The following is a 15,678-nucleotide window of genomic DNA, read 5'->3' as shown; positions in this document are numbered from 1 at the left end:
ACGACGATGGCCGAACTCGACGACAAGCGCTGGCAGCAGATCCGCCAGATCCGTGAACGGCGCCAGCGCCTGGCGGCGGCGCGCGCGTCGCAGGCCGCGGCCGCCTGGCGCACGCGCCAGAGCGAGGCGATGCGGCAGGACGCGGAGGTCCAGCAGCAGGCCGAGGCGCGCCAGCGCCACAGCGCGGCGCGGCGCCAACAGCAGGGCCCGGCCTTGTCGGCGGCCGATTGGCGCGATGGCCACGCCTGGGGCGGCGAGCTGCAACGCCGCATCGACGACGGCCGCCGCCTGGCGCTGCTGGCCCACGCCGAGGCCATGCAGGCGCAGATGTTCGCGCGCGGTGCGCAGGCCGGTGCACGCCGTGCGGCGCAGGAGCACGACCGCGCGCAGCAGGCGATCGAGCGCGCGCAAGCCCGCGCCGTGGCCGCCGCCGAACACGCGGAAGAACAACAGATCGAAGACCTGGCCCCGCCGCGCTGGTGGCGCGGTGTCGGGCGCTGAGCGGCCGGACGGGAACGGATGGACCCACAGACCCTGGCCGCTGATCCGGGCGGCATGATGGCCTGGCTGGGCCCCGTGATGGCGCAGCTGCACCGCGACGCGTTGGCGCTGGTGCTGCTGCTGCCGCGGCCGTTCGTGCTGTTCCTGGTCGTGCCGTTCCTGTCGCGCACGATGATCCCCGGCTCGGTGCGGCGCGGTGTCGTCTTCACGCTCGGCATCCTGATGCTGCCGCTGGCCGGCTCGGCCGAGGGTGTGACGCCGGTGATGGGGCTGGTCATCGCCGCCAAGGAGGGCCTGATCGGGCTGCTGCTGGGCATGGGGCTGGGTGTGTTCATGTGGGCGGTGCACAGCGTCGGCGACCTGGTCGACTTCCACACCGGCGCGGCCAATGCGCAGTTCTTCGACCCGGCGTTCGGCCACCAGGGCGGGCCGACCGGCCAGTTCCTCGGCTGGGTGATGGCGGTGCTGTTCGTCAGCGCCGGCGGGCTGAACGGCGTGGTCGGGCTGATCGCCGAGTCGTACCGGGTCTGGCCACTGGCCGCGCCGCTGCCCGACCTGCCGCGCCTGCTCGAAGCCTTTGCGATCCACGAGGCCGACACCTTGTTCAGCCTGATCGTCAAGCTCGGCGCGCCGGTGCTGATGGTGCTGATGCTGGTCGACCTGGGGCTGGGCCTGCTCGGGCGCTTCGTGCCGCAGTTCAACGTCTTCGTCATCGCGCAGCCGCTGAAGAGCCTGGTCGCGATCTTCATGCTGCTGATCTGCCTGGGCCTGCTGTACGAGGCGTTGACCGATTTCGTGCGGCCCGGCACCAACGTGCTGGCGGTCTGGCGCAGCCTGGCCGAGCACTGAGGCCATCGACCGATGAGCGACAAGAAGTTCGCCCCGACCCAGCGCCGATTGCGCGAGGCGCGCCGCAAGGGCGATGTGCCGAAAAGCAGCGAGCTGACCAGTGTGGCCGCCTTCCTCGGCGCGATGCTGGGTGTGCTGTGGTCGGCCAACGCCTTCGTGCCGGCCATTCGCAGCCTGTGGTGGCGCGCGGTTGACCCAGTGGCCTGGGCGCAGGGGCCCGAGTTCCTCCACGGGTTCGTCGTGCAGGCGATCCTGACGTTCGCACAGGTCGCATTGCCGGCGCTGCTGCTGGCGGCCGCCGCGGCGGCGCTGGCGTCGTTCCTGCAGGTCGGGCCGTTGCTGGCCCTGGAGCGCATCCGCCCTGACCTGAACCGCCTGAACCCTGTGCAGGGGCTGCAGCAGATCTTCGCCTGGCGCAATGTCTTCGGCCTGGCGCTGCTGGTGCTGAAGGCGCTGCTGCTGGGCGGTGTGGTCTGGGCCAGCGTGCGCTGGTCGCTCGATGGCGCGGTGCGGCTGGGCCACGCGCCGGTGCTGAAGGTCCTGGACGTGGCTGGGCCGCTGCTGTCGCGCGTTAGCGGCTGGGCGGCGGTGATCTTCATCCTGGTGGCCGCGGCCGATTTCGCGTTCCAGCGTTTCGACTATCTGCGCAAGCAGCGCATGTCGCTCGAAGAGGTCAAGCGCGAGCACCGCGACGACCAGGGCGACCCGCACGTGCAGGGCCGCCGCCGCAGCCTGCGCCATGAGGCCATGTTCAGCGGCCTGCCGGAGCGGATGAAGCTGGCCCATGCGGTGGTCTACACGCCGGGCGTGGCGATTGCGCTGATGCGGCTGGGCAACGGGCCGAGCGCGTACGTTGCGGCCAAGGGCCGGGGCGAGGTCGCGGCGCAGATCCGCGCGCTGGCCGAGTTGCGCACGCTGCCGCAGCTGCAACTGAATGAACTGGCCGAGCAGCTCGATCGCACCGTGCGGCTGGACCAGACCGTGCCCGACCCGCTGGCCGGGCCGTTGGCACGGGCGCTGGGCTGGGCCGGCCCACCTGGGGTTGTTACCAGGGGCTGATCACTCGTAATCGTTTCCACCCGGGCGTCGTGACGCACGTCGCGAGCCGAGCTCGCCTGTATCGACCGTTGCCAATTGCAACGACGTGAGCTCTTCCGGCCACGGCTTGCGCTTTGGTCTAAGGAGCGATGTGCTCGACGAGGAGAGACAGCGTGCTGGAACTGAACTCCCGAGACTTTCATGGGTTGAGTGCCCATGGCCCTTTCGACGCCGACTTTGAACCCCATTTGCTGACCGGTCTGTCGCAACCGGTCGATGAAAGACCCAATACCTGGTGCATGCGGCCGCGCCTGCTCGAAGCGCTGATGGCCGCCGGCAGCGAGCGCCGCCGCCGCGAACTGGTGCTGGCCGAGCTGCAAGTCATCGGCTTCGACGAGATCGGCTTCGGCAGCCTGGACATCAGCCGCGGCACGCCGGTCGTGCGCTCGTTCTGTGGCCAGTACGCCGACGCAGCCTGGATCGAGCGCTACTTCTCGCGCCGCTACCAGGTCGTCGACCCACGCCTGCGGGCGATCGAGCGCAGCAGCCTGCCTTGCGTGTGGACGCTGAACGAGCTGGCGCGCCAGCCGGTGCCGGCCGCGCAGAAGGCCGACCTGTGTGCGCTGGTCGACGACCTGCATGAGCGCGGCGTGGTGGGCGGCCTGATGCTGGCGCTGCCGGCCTTGCCGGGCCAGGCGCGGCGCTTCGTCAGCCTGCTCAGCCGCCGGGCGCCTGTCGGCCGGTTGGACGACCTGGCGCTGGGCCGCGTGCTGATGTTGGCGCTGTGCCTGGAAGAGTTCCACGGCACGCTGCCGGGCCTGCCCGGCGCCGGCGACGAAGACAGCCCGACCGGTGAGTTGTCGTCGACGCAGGCGCAGATCCTCGACCTGTTGTCGCGCGGCATGGGCGACAAGCAGATCGCGGCGCGGCTGGACATCTCGCGCCACAACGTCGACTACCACCTGCGGCGGTTGCGTAAACGCTTCGGCGCCAGAAACAGGGTGCAACTCATGCAAGCCGCGTTGCGCGTGCAGCCGTCGGCCTGATTTCGCCGGGTTGAATCTGCCACACTCTATTTCGCCGCCCGGCCGGGCGTTGGAGTGTGTGCTCGATGGAGTTGACGATCAATGGCCGGAAGACGGCGGTGGACGACGCCGCCATCGCGCCGGAGATGCCCCTGCTGTGGGTGCTGCGCGATGTGCTGGAGCTGACGGGCACCAAGTTCGGCTGCGGCGTGGCCGCCTGTGGCGCCTGCACGGTGCAGGTCGAGGGCCAAGCCACGCGGTCCTGTGTGACGCCGGTCGCGGCCGTTGCCGGTAAGCAGATCAAGACCATCGAAGGCCTGGGCCAACCCGACGCGCCGCATGCGCTGCAGCAGGCCTGGGCACAGCACAACGTGCCGCAATGCGGCTACTGCCAAAGCGGCATGCTGATGGCCGCGGCCGCGCTGCTGCAGAAGACCCCGAACCCGAGTGACGCCGAGATCGATGCGGCGATCACCAACCTGTGCCGTTGCGGCACCTACCCGCGCGTGCGCGTGGCGATCCACACCGCGGCGGCGCTGTTGCTGCCGGGCAAGAAGACATGAGGGCGGCCTCGTGAGGCTGACGCGTCGCGTGTTGCTGCTGTCTGGTGTGGGCAGCACCGGCGCCCTGCTGCTCGGTTGGGCCGGGCTGCCACCACGGGGCCGCCTGGGCCGCGCCGAGCTGCTGCCCGCGGTGACTGGCGAAGTTGCGCTGAACGGCTGGATCAAGGTGCTGACCGACGGCAGCGTGCAGTTCGCGACGCCGTATGTCGAGATGGGCCAGGGCGTGCACACCGCGCTCGCGCTGCTGGTGGCCGAAGAGATGGACGTCGCGCCCGAGCACGTGAAGCCGGTGCAGGCGCCGCACGATGCGATCTACGGCAACGTTGCGATGTTCGTCGGCAGCCTGCCGCTGCACCCGAACAGCACCGAACCAGGACAAGAAACCACCGGCGCTCGCCTGGGCCAGTGGATGGTGCGCAAGCTCGCGCGCGAACTCGGCATCGCGGTGACCGGCGGTTCGTCGACCATCGCCGATGCGTGGGAGCCTCTGCGCCTGGCCGCGGCCACCGCACGCGCGCAGCTGCTGGGCGCCGCCTCGTTGCGCTGGAAGCTGCCGGTGGCCGAGTTCAGCGTCGACAACGGCGTGGTGATCCACATCGCCGGTCACGACAGGGCGCATTTCGGCGAGCTGGCCGCGGCGGCAGCGAACACGCGGCCCGGCGACGTGCGCTTCAAGCCGCGCGCTCAATGGAAGCGCATCGGCCGGCCACAGGCGCGGTTGGATGCGGTGGCCAAGAGCAACGGACAGGCGCGTTATGGGCTGGACGTGCGCCTGCCCGACATGCTGTACGCCGTGGTGCGCCATGCGCCGGCGATCGGTGGCGCGCCCGGCCACATCGACGCGAGCGCAGCGATGCAAAAGCCCGGCGTCGAGCGCGTCGTGCGCTTGGGGCCGTTGGCCGGCTCGACCGATGCTATTGCTGTGGTCGCGCGCAGCACCTGGCATGYGCGCCAGGGCGTGGCGGCGCTCGATGTCGAGTGGCGGCCACCGGCCGGCGGCACGCTCGACTCGGCGGCGATCCTCGATCGGCTCGAGATCCAGGCGCGCGCCGCGGCCGACAACGACGACGGCTTCGGCTTCCATTCGCGCGGCGATGGGGCCAAGGCGCTGGCACACGCGGCGCGAAGGTTCGAAGCCGTTTACCGCGCGCCCTACCTGGCCCACGCGACGATGGAGCCGATGAACTGCACCGTGCAGGTCCACACCGATGGCTCGGTCGAGGTCTGGGCGCCGACGCAGGTGCCCGGCCCGGCGCGCGACGCCGCGGCACGCGTCGCCGGTGTCGACCCCGAGCGTGTCACGCTGCATGTGACCTACTTGGGCGGTGGCTTCGGCCGCCGGCTCGAGGTCGACTTTGTCGCGCAGGCGGTGCGCGTCGCGCTGGAGACCAACAACCGGCCGGTGCAGCTGGTATGGCCACGCGAAGAAGACTTTGGCCACGACTTCTACCGCCCGGCCGGCGCGGCGTTGTTGCGCGCCGGGCTGGACGCCAATGGCCGACTGCAGACGTTGACCATCCACAGCGCCGGCGACGCGATCAGCCCGCGCTGGATCGAGCGCACCTTGCCCGCACTGGCCGGTCCGATGGACACGCCAGACAAGACGACTGCCGAGGGTCTGTTCGACCTGCCCTACGAAACGCCGCACCAGCGCATGGCCCACGTGGCCACGCACAGCGGCGTGCCGATCGGCTTCTGGCGCTCGGTCGGCCACTCGCACAACGCGTTCTTCAGCGAAAGCTTCATCGACGAGCTGGCCCACGAAGCCAAGGCCGACCCGCTGGCGTTTCGCCTTGCGTTGCTGCCCGGCATGCCGCGCCACGCCGCGGTGCTGAAGCTGGCCGCCGACAAGGGCGGCTGGAGCCAGCCTGTGGCGGCTGGCAGAGCGCGCGGATTGGCGCTGCACGAGAGCTTCGGCAGCGTCGTGGCGATGGTGCTGGAAGCCTCGGTCGAGACTGTCGACGGCAAGAAGAAGCCGCGGGTGCACCGCGTGGTCTGCGCGGTCGACTGCGGCACCGTCGTCAACCCCGACGGCGTCGCGCAGCAGGTCGAGAGCAGCATCGTCTTCGGCCTGACCGCGGCGCTGCACGGCCGCATCGACATCGTGCGCAGCGAGGTCCAGGCGCGCAACTTCCCCGACCAGCCGCTGCTGGCTTTGCGTGACGCGCCGGTGGTCGAGACCCACCTGATCAACAGCGCGCGCGCGCCCACCGGCATGGGCGAGCCGGCCCTGCCGCCGGTGGCGCCGGCGCTCGCTAACGCCTTGTTCGCAYTCACCGGCCAGCGGCTGCGCAGCCTGCCGCTGGTTCTGACCTGAGTTGTAGTTGTTGTTGTCGTTCTCCCCTTCTCATTCCACAGGAGACCACCCATGTACACACTCTACGGTTCACGCGGCAGCGGTTCGGCGATCGTCGAAGCGGCGCTCGAGCGTTGCGGGCTTGATTTCCGACAGGTCCGCGCGTCGGCCTGGGAAGAAGACTCGGCCATTGACGAACTGCGCCGCGTCAACCCGCTGGCGCAGATCCCGACCCTGGTGCTGCCCGACGGCAGCGTGATGACCGAGAGTGCGGCGATCCTGATCCACCTGGGGCTGCAGCACCCGCAAAGCGCGCTGCTGCCCGGCGACGAGAGCGCTCGCGCGCAGACGCTGCGTGGCCTGGTCTTCATCGCCGCCAACTGCTACAGCGCGATCAGCGCCAGCGACTACCCCGAGCGCTACACCACCGACGACGGCGACGAGGCCCGCGCATCGGTGCGCGAAGCGGCGCGCCGCATGCTGCACCGCCACTGGGAAATCTTTGCCGACCAGTTCCCGGCGACGCCCTTTCTCAGTGGCAACGCCACCCCCGGCGCCCTCGACCTGATGGCCGCAGTCGTCTCGAAGTGGTCCGGCGCCCGCGCCCATTTGGCCAAGGAGCGGCCCGAGTTCAGCGCGCTGCTCAAGCGCATCGAGAGCCACTCGAGCGTGCAGCCGGTGTTGGCGCGGCATTTCGAGTGACGCCACGGGGCCCCGCAGGGCCCTCGCGTTGAACACCGGCCGGCGTCGGCGTCAGCGGCTGGTCACGGGGACCAGCCGGAACGATTCGAGGTGGGGGAAGTTGAAGCTGCCCGCCAGGATCTCGCCGCGGTTGTTGATCGCACCGGCATAGGTGAGGCGATAGACGTTGCCGTTGCCATCGTGGCAACCGTCGGCGTCGAGCAGGATGTTCAGGTCGATCGGCTCATCGTCGTAGTGAGGCCAGACCAGCGCGCCGCGGCTGCCGATCTCGATGGCGCCGACGACGGTGCCGGCGTCGTTGATGCCGGTGGCCGTCGACCCGTCGGTACCGGCGGGTGCCTTCAGATCGAACGCAGCGCCGTTGATCCAAGCGATCGGGCGATGCGCCACGCCGTCGCCCACGCTGCTGACACCCACCACCACGCCGTGACCGTTGACAGCCGTGGCGTCCGAGTAGGTACCGTAGGCCACGGCGCCGAGGTCGACGATGCTGCCTCGGCCGTCGATCCATTGCACGGCACCGGGTCGGCTTCGGGTCGATTCACTTTGGCCGACGACCATGCCTGAAGCATTGATGGCGTTGGCCCTGCTGGGGGTGTTGCGGGCCCCGTCGGGGCCTTCCAGCGCGCCGAGGTCGATCACCTTGCCGTTCTTCCAAAGCAAGGCGTGCCGAGTGCCCTGGGCGTTGCTGCCGTAGCCGACGACATGGCCGCGGGCGTTGAGGTCGAGGGCTTCGCCGCTGACGGTGTGGTTGTCGGCCAGCTGTGGCAGGACTGTGGCCACGCCCTGCGTCCAGAGCACTGGTTTGTAGAGACCGTCGTGGTTCAGGTTTCCGGCCGCGTTCCCCTGGCGATTGATGGCCAGCGCCACGGCCGCATCTTTTTCGTAGCCGGCGGCGTTCGCCAGCGCCTGTGCGCGTTGCTGGCGCCAGACCGCACCATGCCAGGCGTCTTTTGGCACGTGCGCGGTACCGACGACCTCGCCGCGATCGTTGATGCCGTGCGCATTGCCCTTGCCGCCGATCAAGCGCTCGCAGCGGTAGGTAACGGGCTCGACGGCGTGAGCCGTGGCGGCACCGGCCAGGGTGGCCAGCGCAAGGATGGATTGAATCGATGACATGACGATGTTCCTCCGGCAGTTGATGGTGACTTGCCACTCTAATGCGCCAAGTTGACGCATCACTGCACGTACAGAACTTTGCATTCGGCCCCAAGAAAAAGGGGCCCTCGGGCCAATGCCAGTCAGTTAACCCTGACTGGCATTTTTTTTGGGAACTTGTGCGCGCGGTTTTTGGCCTCGCGTGGGCATGAGCGGTGCGGGCGTCTGGGAGGCAGCACGAAGTAGCGGGCCTGCTCGAGCAGATCAACCAATCGCTGAGGCAGCGTTGCGGGCGTCAGCAGGCTGGCGGTGTGCAGCAGGTTCAAGATGGCGTGCTGCGCGGTGTGGAAGCTGATGCGCTGCGGCTCGACCTTCGCATGCTCGGCCATCTTGCGCATCCAGCGCCGCAGCAGCGTGTAGGCGATCAGCAGCCCCCACACCTCCTGCTTGACCAAATCGGGCTGCTTGCTGCGCAGCACCGCTTGGCCGCCATGCAGCAATTGCTTGATCTCCCGGAACGCCAGCTCAATCTCCCAGCGCTGGTGATACAACTGCGCCAGGTACTGCGCCGGGTGCGCTTTGTGATCAACCAGCAAGGTGATGAAGCGACGCGTCTTGCCTTGCACCGTCAGCGTGATCAGGCGTGCCTGCCAGTGACTGGGCAGTTGGGGATCGAGCTGGCGTGCCCGTTGTGAGACGGGCATGCGGATGAGTTGGTCACCGGCCCACAGCGTCTGCACAAGTTCGTGGCGCAGGTTGTCTTTGGCACGCATGAGCCAGTGGCGCTGCTGGCCCTGCTGCCAGCGCAGCAGGAACGCGGCGCTGAAGTAGGCGCGGTCGAATATCGTCAGCGACTGGTCGATCCCCCGCAACTCGGCGGCCAGCGTCAGCTCGCCTTGATCCATGCTGCCGATGCGCGCATCCAGCAACTCGTGGGTGTGCGTGTCCAGCAAGCACACTGCGCGCACCTGAGGCCAGGGCAGCGGCCCGTGCTGTGTCGAGCCACTTCCCAGCGCCGCGCGGTTGTCCGGCGTGTCCGGTGTCGACCAGACCCCCCCATCGACAGCCAGCACGCGCAGCGGCGCCGCCGTCGCGCTGGGGCGGCTCCAGGCCTGGGTGATCAGGCCAAACAACTGCTGCAGCGGCTCGCAGCCCAGGCGCTGGCGGGCTTGGACACTGACGCTGGGCGCTGGCAGGGCCTGGGCATCCAGGCTCAAGGACAGCTGCTGCACCACCTGCCACATCGGCAGCTGTCGATACAGCGACAGCCCGATCACCAGCCAGACGGCATGCTCAGCCGGCAGCTTACGGCGCCGGATGCTGGCCTTGCCGCTGGCCGCCACGGCTTGCTCGATCCATTCGTTGTCGATCAACTCTGCGAATTGCGCCAGCGCGTCAGCAGGGGCGTGTTGCAGGGTCTGATTCAGCATACTTTGAAGCAGGCGCAAAGCAAAAGGGGAACGTGTTCAACACATTCCCCTTTTTAGCTGCAGTCAGGCCCTTGCGCGCATATCTGAGTGGCATTGGCCCGCGGGGCCCCCTGGACATGCCGTTTGGCGCGCGGAAAGCGTCACGCCAAGAGTTCGACGGTGTCAGTGATTGCTGACCGGCACCAGCCGGAACCACTCGAATTGTGAGAACCCGAAGAGGCCCTTGGCCAGGATTTCGCCGCGGTTGTTGATTGCCACGCCTTGGGTCAATCGTGCGCGGTTGTCGTCCGCATCGTGGCAGCCGCGAGCGTCGAGACGGGTGTTCAGATCGATAGGCGCATCTTGGTAGTGCGGCCAGACCAACGCAAGCAGTCGCGGCGTATCAGAATTGATGTGACCGACGACCGTGCCCGCGTCGTTGATGTCTCTGGCCCTTGAATCCATCTCATTGACGGCGGGCTTCAGGTCGAAGGCCTCGCCACCAGTCCAGCCGATGGGGCGAATGTGCGACGTGTCGAGGCCCACCGAGCTGTTGCCCGCCACGACGCCGTAGCGGTTGACGGACCAGGCTTTGGAATAGACACCGAAGGCCGAAGCCCCCAGATCCACGAGGCTGCTACGGGTGCCATCGCCGACACCTTGACGTTTACCGAGGCAACAGTCTGAATCGGGCCCTCAAGTTGAGCCCCGCGACTTTGCCGGTTGCCAGCATCTCACCGAGGTTGTTGAGGTCGGAGATGCTCTCGACGGCGTAGCGGTTACCGGCCGCGTCCTGGCAGCCGCGCGCATCGAGCAAGGCGTTGGGATCGACGGGTTTGGCATCCAGGGCGTACCAGACCACGTCCAGGGCGGGCCCGGACGACACGGGCTGGCTCCATCCGGCCATCACCCCTTGGTCATTGACGCGGAGAGCCGCGCCCGAGTAATCGTCGTCCGTCAGTCCCTTGAGCCGCACCATCTTGCGCTCGCTCCAGGCCACGGCCAAGAACTCATTCACTTCAGCGTAGTGCTTGTTGGTGGAGCCGACGATCAGGCCGTTGTTGTTGATGGCGTTGGCCCGGGCAAAGGTGCCGTCGGCCCACTGGTCCGCGCTCAGATCCACGAGCCCCGATTTCCGGCCCTTCGGCCACAGCACCGCACGAAATTCGTCGCCCTTTCCCTGCGCGTAGCCGACGACATCGTCGCTGTTGTTGACGCCGAGCGCCATGCTCCAGGCCTTGCGTGCGGGCTGCCATGTATCGAGGGCACCCAGGTCCATCACCTTGCCGTCTTTCCAGAGCACCGCATGGTTTACCTCCGCGGCGGTGTTGTTGAAGCCGACGGCATGTCCCTTGTCATTCAGCGCGACGCCATCTCCCCCGGCATAGGGGACGGGCAACAACGGCAGCAAGGTAGATCCGCCCTTCTTCGGCCAATCCCAGAGGGTCGGGTGCTGGATGCCTGCGCGCACCGTACCGATCAACGCGCCGCGGTTGTTCATGCCGCTGATCTCGACCAACCCCCATTCGTAGTCGGCCGGCGTCGCGCGATGCTGCGGCGCCCGCCCAGGCTGCGGCCAGAACGAGGCAGTTGCCTCACTGTCTCCTGGCACGAGCGACGTGCCACCAAGGCGGCCCTGGTCGTCCAGGAATTGGGCACCCTGCGCAGATCCGGGCAGCAGCACGCATTCGTAGTGATTCGGCGCGGCGGCCGAGGCGTTGAAGCTGACCGCGAGCGCGAGCGCCACTGCGGTGGTGGTGTGTTTCATGATTTTCCTCCTCCAGAAGCGATCATCTTGCCATGCCTGGGCTTGGGCACCGTGAGACGGATGTCATCGGGAAACAGCGTCCTGCCCGATGATGGCCATGAAAAAAGGCCCCGTAGGGCCCTTTCGCGCTGCAGCGGCAAACGCCTTACTTGGCGATCACCCGAACCATCTCGAGCACCTTGTTCGAGTAGCCCCACTCGTTGTCGTACCAGCTGACGACCTTGACGAAGGTCTTGTCGAGCGCGATGCCGGCTTCGGCGTCGAAGACCGAGGTCATGGCTTCGCCGCGGAAGTCGGTCGAGACGACCTTGTCCTCGGTGTAGCCCAGCACGCCCTTCATCGCGCCTTCCGACGCGGCCTTCATGGCCTTGCAGATGTCCTCGTAGCTGGCTTCCTTGTTCAGCTCGACGGTCAGGTCGACCACCGACACATCGGAGGTCGGCACACGGAAGGCCATGCCGGTCAGCTTCTTGTTCAGCTCGGGGATCACCACGCCGACGGCCTTGGCAGCGCCGGTCGACGACGGGATGATGTTCTCGAGGATGCCGCGGCCGCCGCGCCAGTCCTTGTTCGACGGGCCGTCGACGGTCTTCTGCGTCGCGGTGGTGGCGTGCACCGTGGTCATCAGGCCGCGCTTGATGCCGAAGGCGTCGTTCAGCACCTTGGCCACCGGGGCCAGGCAGTTGGTGGTGCACGAGGCGTTCGAGATGATCGCCTGGCCGGCGTAGCTCTTGTCGTTGACGCCGTAGACGAACATCGGCGTGTCGTCCTTCGACGGGGCCGACAGGATGACCTTCTTCGCGCCGGCGGCCAGGTGCTTCTCGGCGGTTTCCTTGGTCAGGAACAGGCCGGTCGACTCGACGACGATGTCGGCGCCGACTTCGCCCCACTTCAGCTCGGCCGGGTCCTTGACCGCGGTCAAGCGGATCTTCTTGCCGTTGACGATCAGCGTGTTGCCGTCGACTGCGACCTCACCCTTGAAGCGGCCGTGCACGCTGTCGTACTTCAGCATGTAGGCCAGGTAGTCCGGCTCCAGCAGGTCGTTGATGCCGACGACCTCRATGTCGTTGGCGAAGTTCTGCACCGCGGCGCGGAACACCATGCGGCCGATGCGGCCGAAACCGTTGATACCGATCTTGATGGTCATGTAGCTACTCCTGGGGGTTGAGATTGAGTCGAGCGCAGGGAACGTGCAGGGTGAGATTGTCAGCGTAGACCCAGTCCAGCCTTTCTGACGGAATGTTTAGTTCCAGAGATGCGAGCCATTCCAGGAACGGCTCACGGGCAGCGTTGTAGTTGTCGAGCTGATTAACGGAATTGGGTAGGCTGGGTTGCAAGTAGTGCAACGTCAAGTCGAACGGGCAAGACATCGTCGTGAAGTCGAAGTTCACGCGCTGCTCACGTATGCCCTTCGCGCTGGCGAGAAACTGGTTGAGTGTGGCTGGCTTGAACCCGTATTCCCCAGTGCCGTCAAGTTTGAACACATAAACTACCGTCGCGTCCACTAGCGCCCCCTCATGGCATGGCATTCGCAGCCCTTCCGCCCACTTTTCAATGTGCCGAGCCAGAGGGCGGTTGCGCGCTGTTGAAAAGGCCTCCGATTGAGGCGGGGTGTCGGGACTGGAAAAGCGCATTCGTAATGCAACCCGTCCCTGAAGGTCGATGCGTCGCGCATCATTCGGATAGCCGGGCCCCCCCCTGCCACTAAGGTGCGAGATGCAGCCTTGCAAGCGAACCTTGCGTTCGTGGTCGGGGTCACGAGGCTCTGGCTGAGCCACTTCGTGCTTTTCCGGTTCGAAGACAAAGTTAAGTCGCAACCGCGCCGGTGCCGTGCCAGCGACCTGGCACGGCATTCGATAGCTGCTCACGTGGGCTCGGACCGCCTCGACGAAGGGCTCGCCACCTCGGCGTGTTAGAACCTTTACCTGTGGTGGTTCGTCGGATGCTTCGAACTTCAGCTCAACCTCCACCAGACCCGGCTTGCCCGTCTTCCATGCGTCAAATGGATACTCTGGCGCGCCACGCGTGCTCGCGGTCGGCGTCAGGCAATTCAACGGGGCGGAGGGCTCCTTGATCGGTGTCTGGCCGGCAGCCAGCATCGAGGCTCCCGCCAGCAGCCCACCGACAAGTCGCTGCCTCACTTGCTGAGGACCTTACGCACCGTCAGCGCGAGGTTTTCCGCGGTGAAGCCGAAGTGCTTGAACAGCACGCCGGCCGGGGCCGATTCGCCGAAGCGGTCGATGCCGACCACGGCGGCGCAGCCGTACTTCCACCAGAAGTCGGTCACGCCGGCTTCGATCGCGATGCGCGGCAGCTTCGGGGGCAGCACCTCGGTCTTGTAGGCGGTGTCCTGGCGGTCGAACACGGTGGTCGACGGCATCGAGACGACGCGCACGGCGACCTTGTGTTGAGCCAGCAGCTGTTGTGCGTGCAGGGCCAGCTGCACTTCCGAGCCGGTGGCGATGATGACCGCCTGCGCGGCCTTCTTCAGGCCGACTTCGCTCGGCTCGGCCAGCACGTAGGCGCCGCGGGTGATCACGTCGGCATCTTGCTTCGGTGCGTACGGCAGGTTCTGGCGCGACAGCAGCAGTGCGCTCGGGCGGTGCTTGTTGGCCAGCGCCATCGTCCACGCGACCGCGGTCTCGGTGGTGTCGGCCGGGCGCCAGACATCGAGGCCCGGGATCAGGCGCAGGCTGGCGGCGTGTTCGACCGACTGGTGCGTCGGGCCGTCTTCGCCGAGGCCGATCGAATCGTGCGTGAAGACGTGGATCACGCGGCGCTTCATCAGCGCGGCCATGCGGATCGCGTTGCGGCTGTAGTCGCTGAAGGTCAGGAAGGTGCCGCCGTAGGGGATGTAGCCGCCGTGCAGCGCGACGCCGTTCATGACCGCGGCCATGCCGAACTCGCGCACGCCGTAGTTGATGTGGCGGCCGATCTGGCCGGCTTCGTTCTTGATGACCGCACCGGTCTTGGTGTCGAAGCGCAGCGCCGGCGTCGACTTGGTGTTGGTCAGGTTCGAGCCGGTCAGGTCGGCCGAGCCGCCCAGCAGCTCGGGCAGCGCGGCGGTGAAGTGCTCGAGCGCGATCTGGCTGGCCTTGCGGCTGGCGACGGTCTCGGCCTTGTCGTGGGCGTTGCCGACGGCCTCGACGGCGAGCTCGGCGAAATTCTTCGGCAGGTCACCGGCCATGCGGCGGGTGAACTCGGCGGCGGCTTCGGGGAAGGCGGCGGCGTAAGCGGCGAAACGGGTGTTCCAGTCGGCTTCGGCCTTCTCGCCGGCGTCGTGCGCGTCCCAGGCGTGCAGGATCTCGTCGGGCAGCTGGAAGGCGTCATGGTCCCAGCCGATCGCTGCACGGGTCAGCTTGATCTCTTCGCCGCCCAGCGGCTCGCCGTGGGCTTTGGCGGTGCCGGCGCGGTTCGGCGAGCCCTTGCCGATGGCCGTCTTGCAGACGATCAGCGTCGGCTTGTCGCTCGAGGCGCGGGCCTTGGCGATGGCGGCATCGATGGCGTTGACGTCATGGCCGTCGACCGCGTCGATCACGTTCCAGCCGTAGGCCTTGAAGCGCTGCGGCGTGTTGTCGATGAACCAGGGGGCGACCTGGCCGTCGATCGAGATGCCGTTGTCGTCGTASARSGCGAYGAGCTTGYKCAGCYYCCAGGCGCCGGCSAGCGMRCAGGCTTCGTGGCTGATGCCTTCCATCAGGCAGYCGTCGCCGAGGAAGGCGTAGGTGTGGTGGTCGACGATCTGGTGGCCGTCGCGATTGAATTCGGCCGCCAGCAGCTTTTCGGCCAGCGCCATGCCGACCGCGTTGGTGATGCCCTGGCCCAGCGGGCCGGTGGTGGTCTCGACGCCGGGCGTCACATCGACTTCCGGGTGGCCCGGGGTCATGCTGTGCAGCTGGCGGAAGGCCTTCAGCTGCTCGATCGGCAGCTCGTAACCGGTCAGGTGCAGCACCGCGTAGATCAGCATCGACGCATGTCCGTTGGACAGCACGAAGCGGTCGCGGTCGGCCCAGTGCGGGTTGCCGGGGTGGTGCTTGAAGTGGCGGCCCCACAGGGCTTGCGCCATCTCGGCCATGCCCATCGGCGCGCCGGGGTGGCCGGAGTTGGCCTGCTGCACGGCGTCCATCGCCAGCGCGCGGATGGCGTCGGCCATCTGCAGGGGTTCTTCTTTGCGGGGGAGCGTGGTGTCTGCGGCCATGGGCGGTCCAGGGCCCCGGTGCGGGGCCGGTCGGGGTAGCGGGGGGAGAACCGGCAATTTTATGCGGGCCGGCGGATCGACCGCCGAGACGGGGTTGACCTGGCCCAAAAGAGGTGCGGGGCCCGGCTCCTGGATGGAAGCGGGGCCCCGCGAAGCCCACGACTGTGGGCTGGGGAGCGATCTGGGTGCCAGATCGTGTTCGGCGGTCGATCAATACACGGTGATCGAGCG

At 67.5% G+C, this 15,678-nt stretch carries 14 protein-coding genes; 7 read left to right on the top strand and 7 right to left on the bottom strand.

Going from position 1 to position 15,678, the window contains the following annotated elements; translation table 11 throughout:
* Nucleotides 1-6: 6 nt before the first annotated feature.
* From AC1DYI_RS03140 to AC1DYI_RS03110, 7 genes are all read left to right on the top strand, one after another.
* A complete protein-coding gene (locus AC1DYI_RS03140) occupies nt 7-501 on the top strand; it encodes a hypothetical protein (protein WP_477202610.1) in 495 nt (164 codons plus the stop codon).
* 18 nt (nt 502-519) lie between these two features.
* Nucleotides 520-1,350: a type III secretion system export apparatus subunit SctT gene (gene sctT, locus AC1DYI_RS03135; RefSeq protein WP_477202609.1), complete on the top strand. Its 831-nt coding sequence runs from the start codon at nt 520-522 to the stop codon at nt 1,348-1,350.
* Nucleotides 1,351-1,362: 12 nt separating this feature from the next.
* A complete protein-coding gene (locus tag AC1DYI_RS03130; RefSeq protein ID WP_477202608.1) occupies nt 1,363-2,409 on the top strand; it encodes an EscU/YscU/HrcU family type III secretion system export apparatus switch protein in 1,047 nt (348 codons plus the stop codon).
* A 152-nt stretch (nt 2,410-2,561) separates the two neighbouring features.
* Complete coding sequence (locus AC1DYI_RS03125) at nt 2,562-3,434, top strand: helix-turn-helix transcriptional regulator (RefSeq protein WP_477202607.1); 873 nt, start codon at nt 2,562-2,564, stop codon at nt 3,432-3,434.
* A gap of 65 nt (nt 3,435-3,499) precedes the next feature.
* A complete protein-coding gene (locus tag AC1DYI_RS03120; RefSeq protein ID WP_477202606.1) occupies nt 3,500-3,976 on the top strand; it encodes a (2Fe-2S)-binding protein in 477 nt (158 codons plus the stop codon).
* Between the two features lie 10 nt (nt 3,977-3,986).
* A complete protein-coding gene (locus AC1DYI_RS03115; protein WP_477202605.1) occupies nt 3,987-6,293 on the top strand; it encodes a xanthine dehydrogenase family protein molybdopterin-binding subunit in 2,307 nt (768 codons plus the stop codon).
* Between the two features lie 51 nt (nt 6,294-6,344).
* On the top strand, nt 6,345-6,974 hold the full coding sequence (locus tag AC1DYI_RS03110; protein WP_477202604.1) for a glutathione S-transferase family protein: 630 nt from the start codon (nt 6,345-6,347) through the stop codon (nt 6,972-6,974).
* 51 nt (nt 6,975-7,025) lie between these two features.
* Here the strand turns inward: AC1DYI_RS03110 and AC1DYI_RS03105 are convergent, their stop codons facing one another.
* The 7 genes from AC1DYI_RS03105 to tkt all read right to left on the bottom strand — a co-directional run bounded on the left by AC1DYI_RS03105 (nt 7,026) and on the right by tkt (nt 15,447).
* A complete protein-coding gene (locus AC1DYI_RS03105) occupies nt 7,026-8,093 on the bottom strand; it encodes a hypothetical protein (protein WP_477202603.1) in 1,068 nt (355 codons plus the stop codon).
* A 122-nt stretch (nt 8,094-8,215) separates the two neighbouring features.
* Nucleotides 8,216-9,502, bottom strand: coding sequence for an IS4 family transposase (locus AC1DYI_RS03100; RefSeq protein ID WP_477202602.1), 1,287 nt, complete (start codon nt 9,500-9,502; stop codon nt 8,216-8,218).
* Between the two features lie 162 nt (nt 9,503-9,664).
* Entirely contained in the window at nt 9,665-10,111 is a 447-nt protein-coding gene (locus AC1DYI_RS03095) for a hypothetical protein (RefSeq protein ID WP_477202601.1), read from the bottom strand.
* A gap of 37 nt (nt 10,112-10,148) precedes the next feature.
* Nucleotides 10,149-11,249, bottom strand: a complete 1,101-nt coding sequence (locus AC1DYI_RS03090; RefSeq protein ID WP_477202600.1) for a hypothetical protein — start codon at nt 11,247-11,249, stop codon at nt 10,149-10,151.
* A 145-nt stretch (nt 11,250-11,394) separates the two neighbouring features.
* Complete coding sequence (gene gap, locus AC1DYI_RS03085) at nt 11,395-12,396, bottom strand: type I glyceraldehyde-3-phosphate dehydrogenase (protein WP_477202599.1); 1,002 nt, start codon at nt 12,394-12,396, stop codon at nt 11,395-11,397.
* 4 nt (nt 12,397-12,400) lie between these two features.
* Nucleotides 12,401-13,348, bottom strand: a complete 948-nt coding sequence (locus tag AC1DYI_RS03080) for a hypothetical protein (protein ID WP_477202598.1) — start codon at nt 13,346-13,348, stop codon at nt 12,401-12,403.
* Nucleotides 13,349-13,386: 38 nt separating this feature from the next.
* The gene (tkt, locus tag AC1DYI_RS03075; RefSeq protein WP_477202597.1) at nt 13,387-15,447 is read right to left on the bottom strand and encodes a transketolase; all 2,061 of its coding nucleotides are present in this window, start codon (nt 15,445-15,447) and stop codon (nt 13,387-13,389) included.
* Between the last annotated feature and the right edge of the window lie 231 nt (nt 15,448-15,678).

It is taken from the genome of Ideonella sp. P3_A4, from assembly GCF_056403075.1.
The sequence above is the reverse complement of the archived record's forward strand: the minus strand, read 5'-3'. Positions and strand labels throughout refer to the sequence as shown.

Bases quoted from the DNA above. Each gene is read 5' to 3' on its own strand.
- AC1DYI_RS03140 (WP_477202610.1), top strand. From the start codon at position 7: ATGGCCGAACTCGACGACAAGCGCTGGCAGCAGATCCGCCAGATCCGT.
- sctT (WP_477202609.1), top strand. From the start codon at position 520: ATGGACCCACAGACCCTGGCCGCTGATCCGGGCGGCATGATGGCCTGG.
- AC1DYI_RS03130 (WP_477202608.1), top strand. From the start codon at position 1,363: ATGAGCGACAAGAAGTTCGCCCCGACCCAGCGCCGATTGCGCGAGGCG.
- AC1DYI_RS03120 (WP_477202606.1), top strand. From the start codon at position 3,500: ATGGAGTTGACGATCAATGGCCGGAAGACGGCGGTGGACGACGCCGCC.
- AC1DYI_RS03110 (WP_477202604.1), top strand. From the start codon at position 6,345: ATGTACACACTCTACGGTTCACGCGGCAGCGGTTCGGCGATCGTCGAA.
- AC1DYI_RS03105 (WP_477202603.1), bottom strand. From the start codon at position 8,093: ATGTCATCGATTCAATCCATCCTTGCGCTGGCCACCCTGGCCGGTGCC.
- AC1DYI_RS03100 (WP_477202602.1), bottom strand. From the start codon at position 9,502: ATGCTGAATCAGACCCTGCAACACGCCCCTGCTGACGCGCTGGCGCAA.
- AC1DYI_RS03090 (WP_477202600.1), bottom strand. From the start codon at position 11,249: ATGAAACACACCACCACCGCAGTGGCGCTCGCGCTCGCGGTCAGCTTC.
- AC1DYI_RS03080 (WP_477202598.1), bottom strand. From the start codon at position 13,348: ATGCTGGCTGCCGGCCAGACACCGATCAAGGAGCCCTCCGCCCCGTTG.